This is a genomic window from Streptomyces sp. NBC_00224 (assembly GCF_041435195.1).
GTDB lineage: Bacteria > Actinomycetota > Actinomycetes > Streptomycetales > Streptomycetaceae > Streptomyces.
Genome location: NZ_CP108106.1, coordinates 7542177 through 7562896, shown reverse-complemented (window position 1 = coordinate 7562896; position 20720 = coordinate 7542177). Strand labels below are relative to the sequence as shown.

The window sequence follows — 20720 nt, the reverse complement described above, 5'->3', positions numbered from 1 at the left end:
AATGATGCGATGACCAGCAGCGACGAGGGTGAACAGCCCTGGAACCCACAGCGCCAGCGCAGCAGCAACGAGCGGCTGCTGCTCGCCCGGCTGCGCGCGGGCGGCCCCTCGTCGCGGGCCCAGCTCGCCCGCGAGACCGGCCTGTCCAAGCCCACGGTCTCCAGCGCGCTGGCCGCGCTCGCCGCCACCGGCCTGGTCCGTGAGGCGGGCACGCACACGCCCGAGCGCGGCCGGTCCGCGGTGCTCTACGCCCCCGACCCGACCGCCGGATACGCGCTGGGCATCGACATCGGGCGGGCCTGGCTGCGGGTCGCGCTCGCGGATCTGGACGGCGCGGTGGTGGCCCGTTCGGAGGTCCGCAACCAGGCCCGCACCTCGGGCACCATGGCCGATCTGGTGGTCACCACCGCCCGTCAACTCGTCGCCGGATCCGGGGTGGACGCGGACAAGATCGCCCAGGCGGTGGTCGGCACACCCGGTGTGTACGACGCGGAGAAGCGGCGGGTGCGCTATGCCCAGCACCTGCCGGGCTGGGGCCGCCCTGGCCTGTTCGACCGGATGCGCGACGGGCTCGGGATGCCGCTGGCGGTGCACAACGACGCCAATCTGGCGGCGCTCGGCGAGTACACCTTCGGCGTCGGCTCGGGCAGCCGCCTCTTCGTGTACGTGATGATCGGCACCGGCCTCGGTATGGGCGTGGTCAGCGAGGGCCGGCTCTTCACCGGCGCGCACGGCGGCGCCGGCGAGATCGGCTTCCTGCCCTGGCCCGGACGGCAGAAGCCGGACACCCTTGAGGACGTGGTCTCCGGCGACGCCGTGGTGGCGGCGGCACGCTCGCACGGCATGTCCGGGCCCCTCACCGCGAAGGACGTCTTCGACGCCGCGCGGGCCGGAAATCCCGCCGCTGTCAAGGCTGTTGAGCTGGAGGGCGAGCGCCTGGCCCACACCGTGGCGGCCGTCGCCGCGGTGCTCGACCCGGATCTGGTCGTGCTCGGCGGGGGCGTGGGCCACAGCGCGGATCTGCTGCTGCGGACCGTACGGGAGACCCTGCGCACCCTGACGCCGCTGCGCCCGAAGGTGGCGGCGAGCTCGCTCGGCGAGGACGCGGTGCTGCTCGGCGCGGTGGCGACGGCGCTGGGGACGGCGCGGGACGTGACGTTCGAGCGGCGGACCCGCTCCGGCGACTCCGGTCGTTGACATGACTTCCTCAGGTCTCTACCTTCGGGGTGCGAGTTAGTAAAGCTTCCTAACTTGAATGCCTGACTTGGATGCCGGGAGACCACCGTGTTCTACCGTCTCTACCGCCGACCTTTCGTCCGCCGAAGGACCGCCGCGGCCGTCGCCCTCACCCTGACGCTCGCCCTCGCCTCGGGAGTCCAGCAGGCAACTCCCGCCGCCCACACGGCCGTTGTCCCCTCCACAGCGGCGCTCTCCACCTACGCCATCCAGTCCACCGCCAAGGTCACCGACTCCGCGGCGGCCGTCTCCAGCCCCGGCTATCCGGCGGCGGGCTGGTACCCGGCCGGGCCCCGCTCCACGGTCCTCGCGGCGCTGCTCGCCGCCGGCAAGTACGCCGACCCCTTCTACTCCACCAACCAGAAGAACATCCCCACCGCCGACTTCGCGGTGCCCTGGTGGTACCGCTCGGACTTCACCGTCGCGGACACCTCCTCGCGTACGTATCTCGACTTCAGCGGGGTCGTCTCGGCCGCCGATGTGTTCGTCAACGGGCAGCAGGTCGCGGACAAGGGTGCGGTCACCGGGGCGTACACCCGCCATGAGCTGGACATCACCTCGGCGGTGAGGTCCGGCACCAACACCGTCGCGTTCCGCGTCCAGCCCAATGCCCCCAGGAAGAACCTCACCATGGGGTGGATCGACTGGCTGCAGCCGCCGCCCGACGAGAACATGGGCATCGTCCGGGATGTGCTGGTCCGGCGCGGCGGTCCGGTCGCGCTGCGGGACGCCCACGTCGTCACCGCACTCGCCGTGCCGTCCCTGTCGACCGCCGACCTGACGGTGAAGGCGCAGGCACGCAATGACTCGGCGAGCACGGTCACCACGACCGTCTCCGGCACGATCGGCACGGCCTCCTTCAGCCAGGACGTCACGCTCGCCGCGCACGAGACCAGGACGGTCACCTTCACCCCGGCCGCCCACCCCCAGCTCCATCTGGCCTCGCCGCGCGTGTGGTGGCCTGCCGGGATGGGCGAGCAGGCGCTGTACGGGCTCGACCTGACCGCGTCGGTCTCCGGCACCACCTCCGACACCGTGCACGAGTCGTTCGGCATCCGCGACGTGAAGGCACCGCTCAACGCGGACGGCGCCCGCCAGTACTCCGTCAACGGCCGCCCGTTGCTGATCAAGGGCGGCGGGTGGTCGCCGGACGAGTACCTGCGCTGGGACCGCACCTATGTGGAGGACCGGCTCAAGTACGCGCTCGATCTGGGCCTCAACACCATCCGGCTCGAAGGGCACATCGAGCCGGACGAGTTCTTCGACCTCGCGGACCGGTACGGCATCCTCACGCTCCCCGGCTGGGAGTGCTGCGACAAGTGGGAGGGCCAGGTCAACGGGAGCGAGCCGGGCGACAAGTGGACCGCGGCGGACTACCCGGTCGCGAAGGCGTCGATGGCCGCCGAGGCGGCCCGGCTACGCGACCACCCCAGTGTGATCTCGTTCCTGATCGGCAGCGACTTCGCCCCGGACAAGACGATCGAGAAGAACTATGTCGACGCACTGCGGGCGGCCGACTGGCAGACCCCGATCGTGGCCGCCGCGTCCGACAAGTCCTCGCCGATCACCGGCAGTTCGGGCATGAAGATGACCGGCCCGTACGACTGGGTGCCGCCCAACTACTGGTACAACAAGCAGGAGGGCGGGGCCACCGGCTTCAACTCCGAGACCAGCGCGGGCCCCGACATCCCCACCCTGGACACCCTGCGCCGGATGATGTCACCGGCCGAGCTGGAGACGCTCTGGAAGAGCCCGTCGGCCAAGCAGTACCACCGCTCCCCCTCCTCGACCTTCGCCACCCTCGCCCTCTACGACGCGGCCCTGGCCGGACGCTACGGTGCCCCGGCCGGTCTGGACGACTATGTACGCAAGGCGCAGCTCGCCCAGTACGAGAACGTGCGCGCCCAGTACGAGGCGTACGCCCGCAACGCCAAGGACGCCTCGAAGCCCGCGACCGGGGTCGTCCACTGGATGTTCAACAGCGGCTGGACCTCTCTGCACTGGCAGTTGACGGACCGCTACCTGGACCAGGGCGGCGCGTACTTCGGCGCGAAGAAGGCGAACGAGCCGCTGCACATCCAGTACTCCTACGACGACCGCTCGGTCGCCGTGGTGAACGGCAGGCACACGCCCGTGTCCGGTCTCACGGCCCGGGTGACGCTGTTCAACACCGACGGGACGCAGAAGTACGACAGGACGGCGACGGGGGTGGGAGTGGGCGGCGACGGGGCGAGGACGACCGCGCTCACCGTCCCGGCGAGCGTGAGCGGCCTCTCCACGACCTATCTCGCCCGGCTGCTGCTCACCGACGCCACCGGCAAGGAGGTCGGCCGCAATGTGTACTGGCTCTCCACCAAGGCGGACGTCCTCGACTACGCGCACACCGACTGGTACTACACCCCCACCACCGCCTACGCCGATCTGAAGGGCCTGAGCGCGATGGCGAAGGCGACGGTGACCGCCACCGCGACGACGGCCACGGGCGGCGACGGCACCTCGACGACGACCGTCACACTCACCAACACGGGAACGGGCAGGACTCCGGCGCTGCTCACCGACGTCCACCTCGTGGACGCCAAGGGCGCCCCGGTCCTGCCCGTCCAGTGGTCCGACAACCAGGTCACCCTCTGGCCCGGCGAGACGACGACGCTGACCGCCGCCTACCGGACCGCCGACCTGCACGGGTCCGCGCCCCGGCTGCGGATCTCGGGCTGGAACACCCCGACCGCCACGGTCCACGGCTGAACCGGGCCCGTGGCCGGTTCGCCGGTCAGGTTCTCGCCAGCACCGGCCACACCGCCGGGTCCTCGAAGCCGAGGGCCCAGAGGGAGGTGTGGTGGATGCCGTAGCGGGCCAGGACCGGCAGATCGGCCTCGATGCCGCGCGCGTCCTGGTACCAGACCTCGCGGGCCGTGTCCCCGTCCTGGTAGCCGAAGTGCGGTGTCTTCGACACGGGGTCGAACTGGTACGGCGCGCCCTCGGCCACCCGCAGGGCCTCGGCCTCCCGCATGGTGACGTGCCGGGCGCGGCCACCGCCGCCCGCGGGCCAGTCCCAGCCGTACGCGGGCAGGGCCATCTCGATGCGGGCGGCCGGGATCAGCGCGGTGGCCCGGCGCAGGATCTCCTCGTACCAGTCGGCCCCGGCGAGCGGGCCGGGGTCGCCGCCCGACCAGTGCCGGTCGTACGCCATGATCCGCACCCGGTCGGCGGCCCGGCCGATCGTCGCGTAGTCCCAGATGCGTCCGGTGGTCGAGGTCTGCGGCGAGACGGTGCTGACGCAGCTCTTGGCCAGGGCGTGCAGGCGCCCGCACAGCTCGGTGATGAACGTGGCGTAGTCCGCCCGTACCGCGGGGTAGCCGGCGTCGCCGGTCGGGGCGATCGACTCGTAGTCGATGTCCAGGCCGTCGTAGGAACGGCTGCCCACCACCGTGAGCAGGGCCGTGATGTGGGCGGCGCGGCGGGCCGGGTCGGCGAGGATCGCGGCGAGTACGCCGGGCTTCATCGTCTCCATGACGGTGGGCACCACGGCGATCCCGGCCGCGTGCAGCCCGTCGACGATGCGCTGCGCGCCCGCGCCCGGGTGGCCGTCGACGCGCTCGGCGCTGATCGCCTGGTACCAGAACGGGCTGACGGTGTGCAGCTGTGCCGCGTGGCGCAGGGCGTCCTGGTAGGCGCCCTCCTGGTCCCAGTACGGCAGCCAGCCGGAGACGGTGCGGGGCGGCGCGGGTTCCGCGGCGGAGACGGGCGGGGGCGTGGCGAGGACGGCGAGGAGGGCGGCGAGCAGCGCCGTGAAGGCTCGGATGATCATGCCCCCGAGCCTGGCCGCCGTCCGCCCCCGGGGCAGCGCACACTGCGCCGTCCGGCGCAACCGGGAAGGCGACACTCACCCCAGGGCCAGACCCCCGCGTGCCGACCAGATCCACCGGACAGGCCCTAGGTCGCGCAGTCGTGCACTCGTATCTAGCATCGTTGACGCCAGGACAACACTCCCGCAACATACTTTCCGTCCGGATGGGCACTCTTGTGCGAGACGATGGCAGTGGCTTAGGTGGGACAGTGCACCGAAAAAGACCCCGAGTTGGGGAAGCGACCATGCTGACCAAACAGTTCACAGAAACGGAAGCAGACGATCTGCTTCGATGTATCTGCTTCAAGAACGGCCCGCCTCGCGCCGTCGGAGTGGAAGTGGAGTGGCTCGTCCATGATCTGCACGACCCGCACCTCCCCGTTCAGCACCACCGACTCGCCGCCGCCTACGCCTCGTTAAGGGCGCTCCCCCTGCGGTCGGCACTCACCGTCGAACCCGGCGGCCAGCTGGAGCTCAGCTCGCTTCCCGCCGATTCCCTCATGGAGTGCATCGACTCCGTGGCGGCCGATCTGACGGCCGTCCGGGCCGATCTTCGCGCCAGGGACCTCACTCTCACCGGGCTCGGCCAGGAGCCGTGGCAGCCGCCGCGCCGCTTTCTGCACGACCCCCGGTACGACGCCATGGAAGCCCACTTCGACCGTACGGGCCCGGCCGGGCGCGCCATGATGTGCGCCTCGGCCTCCGTCCAGGTCTGCCTCGACGCCGGATACGAGGAGCCGGGCCCGCTCGGCTTCGGGCGCCGCTGGCGGCTCGCCCACCTCCTCGGCGCGGTCCTGGTGGCCGCGTTCGCCAACTCCCCCTGGCAGGAGGGCAGACCCACCGGCTGGCGCTCCTCCCGGCAGGCGGTGTGGACCGCGATCGACCCGGTACGGTCGCTGGCGCCCCCGCTGGACGCCGAGCCCCGGGCGGCCTGGGCCGCGCACGTCCTGGACGCGCCGGTGATGTGCGTCCGGTCCGAGGACGGCCCCTGGGAGGCGCCGGAGGGGCTCACCTTCCGCGAGTGGCTGCGCACGGGCGAGCCGCGTCGGCCCACCCGCGAGGACCTCGACTACCACCTGACCACGCTCTTCCCGCCGGTGCGGCCGCGCGGGCACCTGGAGTTGCGCATGATCGACGCGCAGCCGGGCGAGGACGGCTGGATCGTCCCGCTCGCGGTGACCACCGCGCTCTTCGACGACCAGGAGGCGTCCGAGACCGCCTACCGGGCCGTCAAATCCCTCGCGGAGAGGGCCGGTTCGCTGCCCGCGCCGCGCAACCCGCTCTGGGTCGAGGCGGCCCGCTCCGGGCTCACCGACCCCGAACTGCGGGAGGCGGCCGAGCTCTGCTTCGCGGCCGCGCTGGAGGCGCTGCCCCGGCTCGGCGCCACCACCGAGGTCCGGCAGGCGGTCGCCGCCTTCACGGACCGCCACATCGCACGGGGCCTCTCTCCCGCGGACACCTCGTTCGCGCTCGCCCCCGGGAAGGACACCTCCTCATGACCGGCCCCGAACCGACCGGAGCGGCCCCCACCGACCCGGAGGCGCTGCGGCAGCGCGCCCTGACGGCGCTCACCGCCGCGCGGGCGCGCACCGCCACGCTCACCTCCTGCGTCGACGACCACGACCTCACGGCCCAGCACTCGCCCCTGATGTCGCCGCTGGTCTGGGACCTAGCGCACATCGGCAACCAGGAGGAGCAGTGGCTGCTGCGGGCGGTCGCCGGGCGGGACGCGATGCGCCCGGAGATCGACTCGCTGTACGACGCCTTCGAGCACCCCCGCGCCACCCGGCCCTCGCTGCCGCTGCTCTCCCCCGCCGAGGCGCGCCGGTACGCCGCCGAGGTGCGCGGCCGGGCCCTGGACGTCCTGGAGAGCGCGCCGCTGGAGGGCGGCCCCCGTCTCGTCGACGCGGGCTTCGCCTTCGGGATGGTCGCCCAGCACGAACAGCAGCACGACGAGACGATGCTGATCACCCATCAGCTCCGCAAGGGCCCGGCGGCGCTCGCCGCCCCCGAGCCGCCGCGGGGCTCCACCACGGGCCTGCCCGCCGAAGTCCTGGTCCCCGGCGGCCCGTTCACCATGGGAACCTCGGCCGAGCCGTGGGCCCTGGACAACGAGCGCCCGGCCCACCACCGGATCGTCCCGGCCTTCCATCTGGACACCTCCCCGGTGACCTGCGGCGCGTATCTGCGGTTCATCGAGGACGGCGGCTACACCGACGAGCGCTGGTGGGAGCCCAAGGGCTGGGCCATGGTCCGCCAGTACGAGCTGACGGCTCCGCTGTTCTGGCGCCGGGAGGGCGGCGAGTGGCTGCGCCGCCGGTTCGGGGTGACCGAGCCCGTACCGCTGGACGAGCCGGTGCTCCATGTGAGCTGGTACGAGGCGGACGCGTACGCCCGCTGGGCCGGGCGGCGGCTGCCCACCGAGGAGGAGTGGGAGAAGGCGGCCCGGCACGACCCCGCCACCGGCCGCTCCCGGCGCTACCCGTGGGGCGACGCCGACCCCACCTCCGAGCACGCCAACCTGGGCCAGCGCCATCTGCGCCCGGCCCCCGCCGGGGCCTATCCGGCGGGCGAGTCCCCGCTGGGTGTACGGCAGTTGATCGGTGACGTCTGGGAGTGGACGTCCAGCGACTTCATGCCGTACCCGGGCTTCGCGGCGTTCCCCTACCGCGAGTACTCGGAAGTGTTCTTCGGCCCCGACCACAAGGTGCTGCGCGGCGGTTCGTTCGCGGTGGACCAGGTGGCCTGCCGGGGCACCTTCCGCAACTGGGACCTTCCGGTGCGGCGGCAGATATTCGCCGGGTTCCGGACCGCGAGGGATGCCTGATGTGCCGTCATATCGCTTTTCTGGGCGCGCCGTTGCCGCTCGGCGAGCTGCTCGTCAGCCCGCCGCACGCGCTGTACCGGCAGTCCTGGGCGCCGCGCCACCAGCGGTACGGAACGGTCAACGCCGACGGCTTCGGGGTCGGCTGGTACGCGGAGGGCGACCCGGTGCCGGGCCGCTACCGCCGCCCGGGGCCGATCTGGGCCGACCCGTCGTTCGCGGACCTGGCCCGGGTGGTGCGCACCGGCGCGCTGCTCGCGGCGGTCCGGGACGCCACCGAGCCGGGCGCGGACGGCGAGGCGGCCGCCGCCCCCTACACCGCCGGGCGCTGGCTGTTCAGCCACAACGGGGCGGTCAAGGGCTGGCCCGGCTCGCTGGCCCCGCCGGCCGCCGCCCTGCCCGCGGAGGAGCTGCTGCGTCTGGAGGCGCGCTGTGACTCCGCGCTGGTGTGGGCCCTGCTGCTTCACCGGCTGCGGGCGGGCGACGAGATGGGCCGGGCGCTCGCCGAGACGGTGACCGAGGTCGCCGAGGCGGCCCCGGGCTCGCGGCTGAACCTGCTGCTCACGGACGGCGAGACGATCGCCGCCACGGCCTGGGGCGACACCCTGTGGTACCTGGCCCGGCCGGGCGACCGCACGGTCGTCGCCTCGGAGCCCTACGACGACGATCCGCACTGGCACGAGGTCCCCGACCGCACCCTGCTGTCCGCGACCCGTACCGACCTCGTACTGACCCCCCTCAAGGAGCCTTCCTCGTGCACGAGTCCCACCCGTTCCAGCTGACCCGCACCCTGCCCGAGGACACCACCGGGGCCGCGCTGCGCGCCGATGTGCTGCACGGGCTGACGGGTACGCCCAAGACCCTGCCGCCCAAGTGGTTCTACGACGCCCGGGGCAGCGAGCTGTTCGAGGAGATCACCCGGCTCGACGACTACTACCCGACGCGCGCCGAGCGGGAGATCCTCACCCGTCGGGCCGCCGAGATCGCCGCCGCCTCCGGCGCCCGCACCCTCGTCGAGCTGGGCTCGGGCTCCTCGGAGAAGACCCGACTGCTGCTCGACGCGCTGCCGGACCCGCTCACGTACATCCCGGTCGACGTCAGCGAGAGCGCCCTGGCCGGGGCGGCGAAGGCGCTGATCGAGGAGCGGCCGAAGCTCGAAGTGCACGCGCTGATCGCCGACTTCACCCGTCCGCTCGACCTGCCCGCCACCCCGGGGCCGCGTCTGGTGGTGTTCCTCGGCGGCACGATCGGCAATCTGCTGCCCGCCGAGCGCGCGGAGTTCCTGGCCTCGGTCGCCGCGATGATGGAGCCGGGCGACAGCTTCCTGCTCGGCACCGACCTGGTGAAGGACGAGTCGGTCCTGGTGCGGGCGTACGACGACGCGCGGGGGGTGACGGCCGAGTTCAACAAGAACGTGCTCGCCGTCATCGACCGCGAGCTCGGCGCGGACTTCGACCTCGACGACTTCACGCACGTGGCGCGCTGGGACGCCCACAACGAGTGGATCGAGATGCGGCTGCGGGCCCGCGCCGACCTCACTGTGAAGATCCCCGAGCTGGATCTCGTCGTCCGCTTCGAGGAGGGCGAGGAGCTGCGGACCGAGATCTCGGCGAAGTTCCGCCGCGAGGGCGTGCGGGCCGAGCTGGCGGCCGCCGGGCTGACGGCCACCCACTGGTGGACCGACGCCGACGGCCGGTTCGCGCTGTCGCTGGCGACGGCGGGCGACCAGGTCAGGGGAACAGCAGCGAGCTGATCCGCGAGGAGGCCGTCCTGGCCGCCGTCTTCGGGTCGGCCCCCGTGAGCACGGCGGTCATGTACGGCTTGATCGGGTTGTCGGCCTCGACGGCGGCCCACTGGGGCGAGTTGGGCGTGGCCCTGCCCCGGGCCGCGCCCTGCGCCATCGCGGCGGTACCCGCCTGGTTCTCCACGGCGGCCGCGAGCGCGGGCTTGTTCGGTACGTAGCTCATGGTGGCGGCGAGATCCTGCTGCCACTTCTCCCCGGCCAGCGCCTTGACCACCTCCACAGCCTCGGTGTGGTGTGTGGACCGCTTGGGCACGATGAGGTCCGAGCCTCCGGTGAAGACCGCGCCCGGCTGGGCCACGGTCCTGCCAGGGATGGGGAAGTAGCCGAGCTTGTCGGCGAGGGCGGGGTTGGCCTTCTGGATGGCCTTGGCGGTGCCCGGGACGGCGATGATCTGGGCGACCCTGCCCTTGGCGAAGACCTCGGCCTGCGGGGGCGTGGCCTCGTCGGCGTTCTTGGGGCCGTCGCCGAGCGCCTGGAGCTGCCGGTAGAAGTCCATGCCTCGCAGCGCGGCGGGCGTGGCGAGGGTGCCGGTCCACTCCCCGGCGCTCTCCTGGGCGAGCTCGCCGCCCTCGTCCCAGACGAATCCGGCGAGGGTGTACCAGTCCTGTCCGGCGAGGTAGACGCCCTGGGTGGCGCCGGTGTTGAGCTTGCCCGTGTCGCTCAGCCACTGGGCGCGGGTCTTCGGCGTCCTGCTGATGCCCGCCGCGTCGAACAGGTCCTTGTTGTAGATGACGACGCGGTTCGCCGCGTACCAGGGAATGCCGTACTGCACCCCGTCGACCTTGCCGGGTTCGGCGAGGCCCGGCAGCCAGTCCTTGCTGCCCCAGTCGCGCAGCGACTCCAGGGTGAGGTCGAGCAGCCCGCCGCTCGCCGCGTACTGGGAGACCTGGGTGTTGCCGACCTCGACGACGTCGGGCACCTCGCCCTTCTTGAGGGCGGTGGTCACCTTCTGGCCGATGCCGGTCCACTCCTGGATCCGTACGTCCAGCTTGACCGAGCGATGTTCCTTCTCGAACTCGTCGGTGAACCGCTTGATGAACTCGTCGGAGGCGCTGTCCTTCATCAGCCACACGGTGACGGTGGTGGTGGAGTCCCCGCCCATGCCCGGCAGCGCGCCGCAGCCGCCGAGTGCGAGGGCCGTGGCGAGCACGACGGGGGCATGGAGGTAGCGGTTCTTCACGGAGGTCACCTTCTGCGTCATGGCACGGGCAGTCATGACCCGACGTGGGGAAAGCGCAGACGGCTCTTCTGGGGGAAAGCGCAGTTGGCTAGTTCGGGTGCGGCCGATTTTGGTCTGTACCAATGGGCCGGTCAACCCTTGTTACGGAACCGAGGCCGCACCCGGGCCCCGCCCGACGCCTCGCGAAGCGGCGCGAGGTGGGGCACGGTGGAGGGACGCGACGAAGAGGAGTGCACCTCCATGTCCAACCACACGTACCGCGTCACCGAGATCGTCGGCACCTCCCCCGAGGGCGTCGACCAGGCCATTCGCAACGGCGTCGCCCGCGCGTCGCAGACCTTGAGGAATCTCGACTGGTTCGAGGTCACCCAGGTACGCGGCCAGATCGCCGACGGGCAGATCGAGCACTACCAGGTGGGTCTGAAGGTCGGCTTCCGGCTGGATGACGACCAGGAGGTGTGACGGCCGGGGCGGGTCCGCCCCGCCCCACCCGCTCAGGTCCGCCCCTCCCGCTCCTGCGCGTCCTTCAGCGCCTCGGACGGGGCGGCCCACCGGGCCCGTACGACCCGGAACCCGGCCCGTTCGGCGGCGTCGCACACCAGCTCGTCGTCGTCCACCAGCATCCGCACCTCGCGCCCGGCGCCGAGCCGGCGCAGGAGCTCCAGCTTGGTGGTCCGGGCGGGCCTGCGGTCGGCGTTGGGCCGCATGTGGAGCGTCCCGTCGGGCAGGCCCTGCGCGGCCAGCCACGCCCGGGTGTCCCGGCGGCAGCGCTCGGGGCGGCCGGTGAGGTAGACGACCTCGCACTCCTCGGCGGCCGCCAGGCACAGCGCGATTCCCTCCGCCAGCGGAGGATCGGCCGGGGCCGCGGCGAAGAAGGCGGCCCAGTCCCGCTTCGCGCCCTCCAGGAAGTGCTGCCGGTGACCGCTGTCCGCGAGCGTCCCGTCCAGGTCGAATACGGCCAGTGGCCTGCTGTTCTCCGTCATGTGCCCACCCTAGGGAATCCTGGCGCGGCACAGACGTTGAAGGTTGTGTGAGCTCAGTGATCGCGTCGACGCGCTTCTCCGTCCTGGACCGCTCCCGCATCCGCGCGGGGCACGACGGCCCGCAGGCACTGCGGGACACCGTGGCCTTCGCGCAGGAGGCCGAGCGACTCGGCTACCACCGCTTCTGGGCCTCGGAGCACCACAGCGTGCCGGGTGTCGCGGGCTCCGCGCCGACCGTGCTCGCCGCGGCCGTCGCCGCCGCGACCTCCTCGATCCGGGTCGGCACGGGCGGGGTGATGCTCCCCAACCACCAACCGCTCGTGGTGGCGGAGCAGTTCGGGGTCCTGGAGTCCCTCTTCCCCGGCCGTATCGACATGGGCCTCGGCCGCTCGGTCGGGTTCACGGACGGCATCCGCAAGGCGCTCGGCCGCGACAAGAAGGACGCCGACGACTTCGCGGACCGGCTGACCGAGCTCCTCGGCTACTTCGACGGTACGCAGACGGCCCACCCCCAGGTGCACGCCCGCCCCGCCGAGGGCCTCCGGGTCCCCGCGTTCGTCCTCGCCACCGGACAGGGCGCGCAGCTCGCCGCCAGTGCCGGTCTCGCCCTGGTCATCGCCAATGTGCGCGGCGAGGACGCCATGCTGCGCGCCATCGACGACTACCGCGACGCCTTCCGCCCGTCCGCGTGGAACGACCGCCCGTACGTGGTGGTCTCCGGCACGGTCGCCGTGGCCGGCACCACCGAGGAGGCCCGCCGCATCCTGCTGCCCGAGGCCTGGTCGACGGCGCACTCGCGCACCCGGGGCGAGTTCCCGCCGCTCTCCCCCGCCGAGGAGATCCTGGCGCTGCCGATGACCGACCGCGAACGCGCGCTCTTCGAGGAGGCGCAGCGCGGCCAGATCCACGGCACCGAGGACGAGGTCGCGGACGCCCTGGAGAAGCTGCTCTCGCGCAGCGCGGCCGACGAGTACCTGGTCACCACCAGTACGTACGACCGGGGCGCGATGCTGGACTCCTACCGGCGGCTCGCGGGCCTCACCGGCGGCCCCGCCTAGAATTCCGGTATGCAAAGCCCCACCGGACCCACCGAAGACCGCGCCCACGACCCTTACGTACGGGTGCGGGGCGCGCGCGAGCACAATCTGCGCGGGGTCGACGTGGACATCCCCCGGGACGCGCTGGCGGTCTTTACCGGTGTCTCCGGGTCGGGGAAGTCCTCGCTCGCCTTCGGGACGATCTACGCGGAGGCCCAGCGGCGCTACTTCGAGTCGGTGGCTCCGTACGCCCGGCGGCTGATCCACCAGGTGGGCGCGCCGAAGGTCGCGGAGATCTCGGGGCTGCCGCCCGCCGTCTCGCTGGAGCAGCGGCGCTCGTCACCGACCTCTCGCTCTTCGGTCGGCACGGTCACCACGCTCTCCAACTCGCTGCGGATGCTGTTCTCCCGCGCGGGCGCCTACCCGGCGGGCGCCGCGCGCCTGGACTCGGACGCCTTCTCGCCCAACACGGCCGCGGGTGCCTGCCCCGAGTGCCACGGCCTGGGCCGCGTCCACCGCACCAGCGAGGAGCTCCTCGTCCCCGACCCGTCGCTGTCCATCCGCGACGGCGCCATCGCGGCCTGGCCGGGCGCCTGGCAGGGCAAGAACCTGCGCGACGTCCTCGACACGCTCGGGTACGACGTCGACCGGCCCTGGCGCGAGCTCGACCCGGCGGACCGCGAGTGGATCCTGTTCACGGACGAGCAGCCGGTGGTCACCGTGCACCCGGTGCGCGAGGCGAACCGCATCCAACGCCCGTACCAGGGTACGTACATGAGCGCCCACCGCTATGTGATGAAGACGTTCGCGGAGAGCAAGAGCCCGACGCTGCGGACGAAGGCCGAGCGGTTCCTCACCGCCGCCGACTGCCCGGTCTGCGGCGGCAGCCGGCTGCGGCCCGAGGCTCTGGCCGTCACCTTCGCGGGCCGCACCATCGCCGAGCTGGCCGCTCTCCCCCTGAACTCCCTCGCCGATGTGCTGCGTTCGGCCGACGGCGGGCCCACGGCCGAGGTTCTGACGGCCGACCTGCTGAGCCGGATCGACCCCGTCACCGAGCTCGGTCTCGGCTATCTCAGCCTGGACCGGACCGCACCCACCCTCTCCACCGGGGAGCTCCAGCGGCTGCGGCTCGCGACCCAGCTGCGGTCGGGGCTCTTCGGCGTGGTGTACGTCCTGGACGAGCCGTCGGCGGGGCTGCACCCGGCCGACACGGAGGCCCTGCTCACGGTCCTCGACCGGCTGAAGGCGGCCGGGAACTCGGTGTTCGTCGTCGAGCATCACCTCGATGTGGTGCGGCACGCCGACTGGCTGGTGGACGTGGGCCCGCTCGCCGGTGTGCACGGCGGTCAGGTGCTGCACAGCGGGCCGCCGCACGCGCTGGCCGAGGTGGCCGAGTCGCAGACCCGCCGCTTCCTCTTCGACACGGCGCCCGCGCCCGTACGCGAGGTGCGCGAGCCGTCCGAATGGCTGAACGTCGGCCCGGTGACCCGGCACAATCTGCGGGGCCTGACGGCCGGGCTGCCGCTGGGCGTCTTCACGGCGGTGACCGGCGTCTCGGGCTCCGGAAAGTCCACGCTGGTGGGCGAGGTCACCGAGGAACTCCCGGGTGTGGAACGGCTGGTGACGGTCGATCAGAAGCCGATCGGCCGCACGCCCCGCTCCAACCTCGCCACGTACACCGGCCTCTTCGACGTCGTACGCAAGCTCTTCACCGCCACCGAGGAGGCGAGGGCGCGCGGCTACAAGGCGGGCCGGTTCTCCTTCAACGTGCCGGGCGGGCGCTGCGAGACCTGCCAGGGCGAGGGGTTCGTCTCGGTGGAGCTGCTGTTCCTGCCGAGTACGTACGCGCCCTGCCCGGACTGCCACGGCGCCCGGTACAACCCGGAGACGCTGGAGGTCACCCACCGGGGCCGCACCATCGCCGAGGTGCTCGACCTCACGGTGGAGGCGGCGGCCGAGTTCTTCGCCGACACCCCGGCCGCCGCCCGCAGTCTGACCGCGCTGCTCGACGTGGGCCTGGGCTATCTGCGCCTGGGCCAGCCCGCCACCGAGCTCTCCGGCGGCGAGGCCCAGCGCATCAAGCTGGCGACGGAACTTCAGAGGGTGCGGCGCGACCACACCCTGTATCTGCTGGACGAGCCCACGACCGGGCTGCACCCGGCCGATGTCGAGGTGCTGCTGCGCCAGTTGCACGGCCTGGTCGACGCGGGCCACTCGGTGGTGGTCGTCGAGCACGACATGAGCGTGGTGGCGGGCGCGGACTGGGTGGTCGACCTCGGGCCGGGCGGCGGCGACGAGGGCGGCAGGATCGTGGCGGCGGGCCCGCCGCGCGAGGTCGCCTCGGCGGGGGCCGGGCGCACGGCGCCGTATCTGGCGAACGCCCTCGACGGCTGACGCGCTGAGCGCTCCGCTGGAAGTCCGGTGATTCGACTGCGGGCCGCGCCTCGCCACCAGTAGCAGAACCTCACCGAACAGCAAGCTGACGGTCCGTCAATTCATGGCGGATCCCCGGCTGTTCGGTCCCCAAAAGCGGACTTACTCTCAAGTTCACCAGGGTTCGACTTCACCTGAGTTCCTCCTCGCACCCCCACCCCATCGAAATCGTTCGACCGAGGAGCCCCCCATGGCAACCCGCAGATTCCGTGTGCCCGCCGCCCTCATAGCCGCCGCGGCCGCTCTCACCTTCGGCGCCACCACCGCCGCGAACGCCCTCGTGGCCGGTTCCACCACGGTGACCCCGGCCGGCCACTCCTTCGCCGCCAAGCTCAACGGCAAGGCCACCTTCACCGCCGGTTCCACCACCATGACCTGCACGGTCTCCGCCTCGGTCCCGGGCGGCGGGAGCACCAACCAGGTCCCGGCCGCCCCCGGCAACCACAACGCCGCCGGGCCCGTCTCCGCCGCCATCAACCCGCCTTCCTTCAGCGGCTGCACCACCAGCATCTTCGGCGTCGGCGTGACCGTCACCAGCAACGCGACCAACGGCCAGTGGAGCATCTCCGCCCAGTACGGCTCGCCGGTCTCGGCCGGGCTCACCATGCCCAAGGGCGGCGTCGTCATCAAGACGAGCGGCCTCGCCAGCTGCACGCTCACCGCGTCGCCAGGCGGCCCCAGCACTGTCGCGGGCACCTGGACCAACGGCTCACCGTCCAAGCTCGCCATCGCCAACGCGCCCGTGGCAGCCACCGGGACGGGCGGCTTCCTCTGCCCGACGGGCAACCAGACGGCCACCTTCTCGGCCACGTACGACGTCACCGACACCACCGACCCGGCCCAGCAGATCACCGTCACCAGCTGAGCCGTACGCCGAAGGAGCGTGCCCCGGACCCACGGCCCGGGGCACGCCCCACTCCTCGGCGGCGCCTCAGCGGCCGACCTTCCTCGCCTTCCTGGTCGCCCGCAGCCACTCCTTGTTCATCGCCGCGATCGACGGCAGCGGGATGCCCTTGGGGCAGGCGGTGGCGCACTCGCCGGTGAGGGTGCAGCCGCCGAAGCCCTCCTCATCCATCCGGCCGACCATGTCGAGCACCCGGGTCTCGCGCTCGGGCGCGCCCTGCGGCAGCACATTGAGGTGGTTGACCTTCGCCGAGGTGAACAGCATGGCCGAGCCGTTGGGGCAGGCCGCCACGCACGCGCCGCAGCCGATGCACTCGGCGTGCTCGAAGGCGAAGTCGGCGTCCGGCTTGGGCACCGGCGTCGCGTGCGCCTCGGGCGCGGCTCCCGTCGGGGCGCTGATGTAGCCGCCCGCCTGGATGATCCGGTCGAAGGCCGAGCGGTCCACCACCAGGTCCTTGACGACCGGGAAGGCTGCCGCCCGCCACGGCTCGACGTCGATGGTGTCGCTGTCCCGGAACGCCCGCATGTGCAGCTGGCAGGTGGTGGTGCGCTCGGGTCCGTGCGCGTCGCCGTTGATGACCAGGCTGCACGCGCCGCAGATGCCCTCGCGGCAGTCGTGGTCGAAGGCGACCGGGTCCTCGCCGCCCAGGATGAGTTCCTCGTTGAGCGTGTCGAGCATCTCCAGGAAGGACATGTCGGCCGAGATGCCGTCCACTTCGTAGGTGGACATCGCTCCGTCGGCGTCGGCGTTCTTCTGCCGCCAGACGCGCAGGGTGAGCTTCATGCGTAGCTCCGCTGGGTGGGGTGGACGTACTCGAAGACGAGGTCTTCCTTGTGCAGGACGGGGGCAGTGCCGGTCTCCCTGAACTCCCAGGCGGCCGCGTACGAGAACTCCTCGTCGCGCCGGGCCGCCTCGCCGTCCGGGGTCTGGGACTCCGCGCGGAAGTGGCCGCCGCAGGACTCGGCGCGGTGCAGTGCGTCGAGGCACATGAGCTCGGCGAGCTCCAGGTAGTCGACGATGCGGTTGGCCTTCTCCAGGGACTGGTTGAACTCCTCGCCGGTGCCCGGGACCTTGATGCGGCGCCAGAACTCCTCGCGGATCTGCGGGATCCGGTCGAGGGCCTTGCGCAGCCCCTCCTCGGTGCGGGCCATTCCGCAGTACTCCCACATCAGTTCACCGATCTCGCGGTGGAAGGAGTCGGGGGTGCGGTCGCCGTTCACCGACAGGAGCAGGTTGAGCCGGTCCTCGGTGTCGGCGACCGCTTCCGCGACCGCCGGGTGCTCGGCGGTGACCGGCTCCTGGTGCGGGTTGCGCGCCAGGTAGTCGTTGATCGTGGAGGGGAGTACGAAGTAGCCGTCCGCCAGGCCCTGCATCAGGGCCGAGGCGCCGAGCCGGTTGGCGCCGTGGTCGGAGAAGTTGGCCTCCCCGATCGCGAACAGCCCCGGAACGGTGGTCTGGAGGTCGTAGTCGACCCACAGTCCGCCCATCGTGTAGTGCACGGCGGGATAGATCCGCATCGGCACCTCGTACGGGTTCTCGGCGGTGATCCGCTCGTACATCTCGAAGAGGTTGCCGTACTGCTCCTCGACCTTGTCGCGCCCCATCCGCGCGATGGCGTCCGCGAAGTCGAGGTAGACGCCCTGGCCGCCGGGGCCGACGCCGCGGCCCTCGTCGCAGACGTTCTTGGCGGCGCGCGAGGCGATGTCGCGCGGGACCAGGTTGCCGAAGGAGGGGTAGATGCGCTCCAGGTAGTAGTCGCGCTCGTCCTCGGGGATCTCGGCCGCGGGGCGGGTGTCGCCCTGGGCCTTCGGCACCCAGATCCGGCCGTCGTTGCGCAGCGACTCGCTCATCAGGGTGAGCTTGGACTGGTGCTCGCCGGTGCGCGGGATGCAGGTGGGGTGGATCTGGGTGAAGCACGGGTTGGCGAAGTAGGCGCCGCGCCGGTGGGCCCTCCACACGGCGGTGGCGTTGGAGTTCATGGCGTTGGTGGAGAGGTAGAAGACGTTGCCGTATCCGCCGCTGGCCAGGACCACCGCGTCCGCGAAGTAGGTGTCGATGCGGCCGGTGACCAGGTCCCGGGCGACGATGCCGCGCGCCTTTCCGTCCACCACGATCAGGTCGAGCATCTCGGTGCGGGCGTGCAGCTCCACGTTGCCGGCCGCGATCTGCCGCGAGAGCGCCTGGTAGGCGCCGAGCAGCAGTTGCTGGCCCGTCTGGCCGCGCGCGTAGAACGTACGGGAGACCTGGACGCCGCCGAAGGAGCGGGTGTCGAGGAGTCCGCCGTACTCGCGGGCGAAGGGCACGCCCTGGGCCACGCACTGGTCGATGATCTCGACGGAGATCTGGGCGAGGCGGTGGACGTTGGACTCCCGCGCCCGGAAGTCGCCGCCCTTGACGGTGTCGTAGAAGAGGCGGTGGATGGAGTCGCCGTCGTTGCGGTAGTTCTTGGCCGCGTTGATGCCGCCCTGCGCGGCGATGGAGTGCGCGCGGCGCGGGGAGTCCTGGAAGCAGAACTGGACGACGTGGTAGCCCTGTTCGGCCAGGGTCGCGCCGGCCGAGCCGCCCGCGAGCCCGGTGCCGACGACGATCACGGTGTGCTTGCGGCGGTTGGCCGGGTTGACCAGCTTCGCCTCGAAGCGGCGGGTGTCCCAGCGCTCGGCGACGGGTCCCGAGGGCGCCTTGGTGTCGGCGATCGGCTCGCCGAGCGCGTAGTCGGTGTAGTCGGGGGACGAGGTCATTCAGCTCACCACTCCGGTCATGACGGCGACGGGGACGGAGATGAATCCGAGGGTCAGCACCAGCGCGAGCACGTTGGCGAGGGTCTTGAGGATCCGGTCGCGGGCCGCGCTGCCGGCGCCGAGGGTCTGGGCGGCGCTCCAGAAGCCGTGCTGGACGTGCAGGCCGAGGGCGAGCATCGCCACGATGTAGACGGTGTTGCCGTACCAGGTGGAGAAGGTGTCCACCACGTTCTGGTAGGGGTGCCCGGACTGGAAGCCGCCGGTGTGCACGGTCCCGGTGGTCAGGTCCAGGACGTGCCAGACGATGAACAGGCCGAGGATGACGCCGCCCCAGCGCATGGTGCGGGTGGCGTAGCTCGCGCGGGGGCGGCGGTGCACGTACTTGTCGGGGCGCGCCCTGATGTCGCGGCGGCTCAGCTGGTACGCGGAGACCGCGTGCGCGACGACGGCGGCGACCAGCACCACCCGGATGATCCAGAGCGCCCACTCGTAGTGCAGGAAGGGCTCGCCGACGGTGCGCAGCCAGTGCGCGTACCCGTTGAAGTCGCCCGCCCCGAAGAAGATCTTGAGGTTGCCGAACATGTGGACGGCCAGATACGTCAGCATGATCATGCCGCTGACGGCCATGACCGCCTTCTTGCCGACGGTCGAGTCCCACACGGTGCGCGTCAAGGACGGTTTTCGGTCCGTCCGCGTTGCCAGAGCCATGTCATAGACGCTAGGGCCGGAGGTCCCGAGAGGTCCAAGACATGAATATGCTCAATTCGATAGCCATGGCCTATCGTGGGTCCATGCAGTTCCAGCAGCTCCTGTACTTCGTGGCCGTCGCGGAGACCCGCCACTTCACCCGCGCCGCCGAGCAGGTCCACGTCTCGCAGCCCTCGCTCTCCCAGCAGATCAGGGCGCTGGAGAAGGAGCTGGGCGCCGAGCTGTTCAGCCGCGCCCGGGGCAACATCGCGCTGACCGACGCGGGCGAGGCGCTGCTGCCGCTGGCCCGCCGCATCCTGGCCGACGCGGACACCGCCCGGATCGAGGTGCAGGAGCTGGCCCAGCTGCGCCGCGGCCGGGTCCGGCTCGGCGCCACCCCGAGCCTGTGCACCGGCCTGCTGCCGGACGTGCTGCGCGCCTTCCACGGCCGCCATCCGGGCATCCAGCTCCTGATCGAGGAGGGCGGCTCGCACGACCTCGTACGGGCGCTGGCGCGCGGCGCGCTCGACCTCGCACTGGTGGTCCTCCCGCTGCCGCCCGCCTCCCCCGCGCTGACCAGCGTCGAGCTCCTCCACGAGGACCTGGTGGTGGTCTCGGCCGCCGCCGAACCCGCCCCCGGCACCGACGGGCGGGTCCACATCCGCGATCTGCGCGACGCACCGCTCGTCATGTTCCGGCACGGCTACGACCTGCGGGAGCTCACCGTGGCGGCCTGCCGCGCCGAGGGTTTCGAGCCGGTGTTCACGGTCGAGGGCGGCGAGATGGACGCGGTGCTCGGCTTCGTACGGGCCGGGCTCGGCATCGCGGTGGTGCCGAGCATGGTGGCCGCGCGGGCGGGCCGCGATCTGCGGGTGACCCCGCTGGCCCGCCCGGGCCTGCGCCGCACGATCGCGCTCGCCCACCGCAGCGACGTGGACCCGCCGCGCGCCGCACGGGAGTTGCAGCGGGTCCTGCTCAGCGTCGGGGTCTGACCCCCGGCCCGGACGACGCGCGCCCGGCCGGGGGTCGGACCCCGACCTTCAGCAT

Annotated in this window: 17 protein-coding genes; 11 read left to right on the top strand and 6 right to left on the bottom strand. The window is 72.0% G+C overall.

All coding sequences use genetic code 11. The annotated features are described in order from the left end of the window. Positions 1–9 precede the first annotated feature (9 nt). Together OG965_RS33725 and OG965_RS33720 are read left to right on the top strand one after the other, a co-directional pair. Positions 10–1197 carry an ROK family protein gene (locus OG965_RS33725; RefSeq protein WP_371655840.1) on the top strand — a complete coding sequence of 396 codons (1188 nt, stop codon included), beginning with the start codon at positions 10–12 and terminating at the stop codon, positions 1195–1197. Between the two features lie 87 nt (positions 1198–1284). Further along, positions 1285–3981, top strand: coding sequence for a sugar-binding domain-containing protein (locus OG965_RS33720; protein WP_371655839.1), 2697 nt, complete (start codon positions 1285–1287; stop codon positions 3979–3981). Positions 3982–4006: 25 nt separating this feature from the next. On the opposite strand, the gene OG965_RS33715 is transcribed toward OG965_RS33720, so the two are convergent. Beyond that, on the bottom strand, positions 4007–5044 hold the full coding sequence (locus OG965_RS33715; RefSeq protein WP_371655838.1) for a glycosyl hydrolase family 18 protein: 1038 nt from the start codon (positions 5042–5044) through the stop codon (positions 4007–4009). A gap of 284 nt (positions 5045–5328) precedes the next feature. Between OG965_RS33715 and egtA the strand changes: the two genes are divergently transcribed. From egtA to egtD, 4 genes are read left to right on the top strand one after another with little or no spacing between them, the layout of a single operon-like run. Beyond that, complete coding sequence (egtA, locus tag OG965_RS33710; protein WP_371655837.1) at positions 5329–6582, top strand: ergothioneine biosynthesis glutamate--cysteine ligase EgtA; 1254 nt, start codon at positions 5329–5331, stop codon at positions 6580–6582. Then, positions 6579–7910, top strand: coding sequence for an ergothioneine biosynthesis protein EgtB (gene egtB / locus OG965_RS33705; protein ID WP_371655836.1), 1332 nt, complete (start codon positions 6579–6581; stop codon positions 7908–7910). Before egtA ends, egtB begins: the two co-directional genes overlap by 4 nt. Beyond that, on the top strand, positions 7910–8689 hold the full coding sequence (gene egtC, locus OG965_RS33700) for an ergothioneine biosynthesis protein EgtC (RefSeq protein ID WP_371655835.1): 780 nt from the start codon (positions 7910–7912) through the stop codon (positions 8687–8689). Before egtB ends, egtC begins: the two co-directional genes overlap by 1 nt. Beyond that, the gene (gene egtD / locus OG965_RS33695) at positions 8662–9660 is read left to right on the top strand and encodes an L-histidine N(alpha)-methyltransferase (RefSeq protein ID WP_371655834.1); all 999 of its coding nucleotides are present in this window, start codon (positions 8662–8664) and stop codon (positions 9658–9660) included. Before egtC ends, egtD begins: the two co-directional genes overlap by 28 nt. Here egtD and OG965_RS33690 read toward each other — a convergent pair. Further along, positions 9638–10891, bottom strand: a complete 1254-nt coding sequence (locus OG965_RS33690; protein ID WP_371657132.1) for an extracellular solute-binding protein — start codon at positions 10889–10891, stop codon at positions 9638–9640. The two genes, egtD and OG965_RS33690, sit on opposite strands and share 23 nt — an antisense overlap. A 240-nt stretch (positions 10892–11131) precedes the next feature. Here OG965_RS33690 and OG965_RS33685 point away from each other — a divergent pair, with 240 nt between their 5' ends. Beyond that, positions 11132–11353 (top strand): dodecin, encoded by a 222-nt coding sequence (locus OG965_RS33685; RefSeq protein ID WP_371655833.1) that lies wholly within the window; start codon positions 11132–11134, stop codon positions 11351–11353. Positions 11354–11385: 32 nt separating this feature from the next. On the opposite strand, the gene OG965_RS33680 is transcribed toward OG965_RS33685, so the two are convergent. Then, positions 11386–11874: a hypothetical protein gene (locus tag OG965_RS33680; RefSeq protein WP_371655832.1), complete on the bottom strand. Its 489-nt coding sequence runs from the start codon at positions 11872–11874 to the stop codon at positions 11386–11388. 47 nt (positions 11875–11921) lie between these two features. On the opposite strand from OG965_RS33680, the gene OG965_RS33675 reads away from it, so the two are divergent. The 3 genes from OG965_RS33675 to OG965_RS33665 all read left to right on the top strand — a co-directional run bounded on the left by OG965_RS33675 (position 11922) and on the right by OG965_RS33665 (position 16209). After that, positions 11922–12932: an MsnO8 family LLM class oxidoreductase gene (locus tag OG965_RS33675; protein WP_371655831.1), complete on the top strand. Its 1011-nt coding sequence runs from the start codon at positions 11922–11924 to the stop codon at positions 12930–12932. A 9-nt stretch (positions 12933–12941) separates the two neighbouring features. Beyond that, on the top strand, positions 12942–15305 hold the full coding sequence (locus tag OG965_RS33670) for an ATP-binding cassette domain-containing protein (protein WP_371655830.1): 2364 nt from the start codon (positions 12942–12944) through the stop codon (positions 15303–15305). A 229-nt stretch (positions 15306–15534) separates the two neighbouring features. Beyond that, a complete protein-coding gene (locus OG965_RS33665) occupies positions 15535–16209 on the top strand; it encodes a hypothetical protein (protein WP_371655829.1) in 675 nt (224 codons plus the stop codon). Between the two features lie 66 nt (positions 16210–16275). Here OG965_RS33665 and OG965_RS33660 read toward each other — a convergent pair whose 3' ends face one another. From OG965_RS33660 to OG965_RS33650, 3 genes are read right to left on the bottom strand one after another with little or no spacing between them, the layout of a single operon-like run. After that, the gene (locus OG965_RS33660; protein WP_371655828.1) at positions 16276–17031 is read right to left on the bottom strand and encodes a succinate dehydrogenase/fumarate reductase iron-sulfur subunit; all 756 of its coding nucleotides are present in this window, start codon (positions 17029–17031) and stop codon (positions 16276–16278) included. After that, positions 17028–18986 (bottom strand): fumarate reductase/succinate dehydrogenase flavoprotein subunit, encoded by a 1959-nt coding sequence (locus tag OG965_RS33655; protein WP_371655827.1) that lies wholly within the window; start codon positions 18984–18986, stop codon positions 17028–17030. Before OG965_RS33655 ends, OG965_RS33660 begins: the two co-directional genes overlap by 4 nt. Next, positions 18987–19694 (bottom strand): succinate dehydrogenase, encoded by a 708-nt coding sequence (locus OG965_RS33650; RefSeq protein ID WP_371655826.1) that lies wholly within the window; start codon positions 19692–19694, stop codon positions 18987–18989. A gap of 83 nt (positions 19695–19777) precedes the next feature. Here OG965_RS33650 and OG965_RS33645 point away from each other — a divergent pair, with 83 nt between their 5' ends. Continuing rightward, positions 19778–20665: a LysR family transcriptional regulator gene (locus OG965_RS33645; protein WP_371655825.1), complete on the top strand. Its 888-nt coding sequence runs from the start codon at positions 19778–19780 to the stop codon at positions 20663–20665. The last annotated feature ends 55 nt before the right edge of the window (positions 20666–20720 follow it).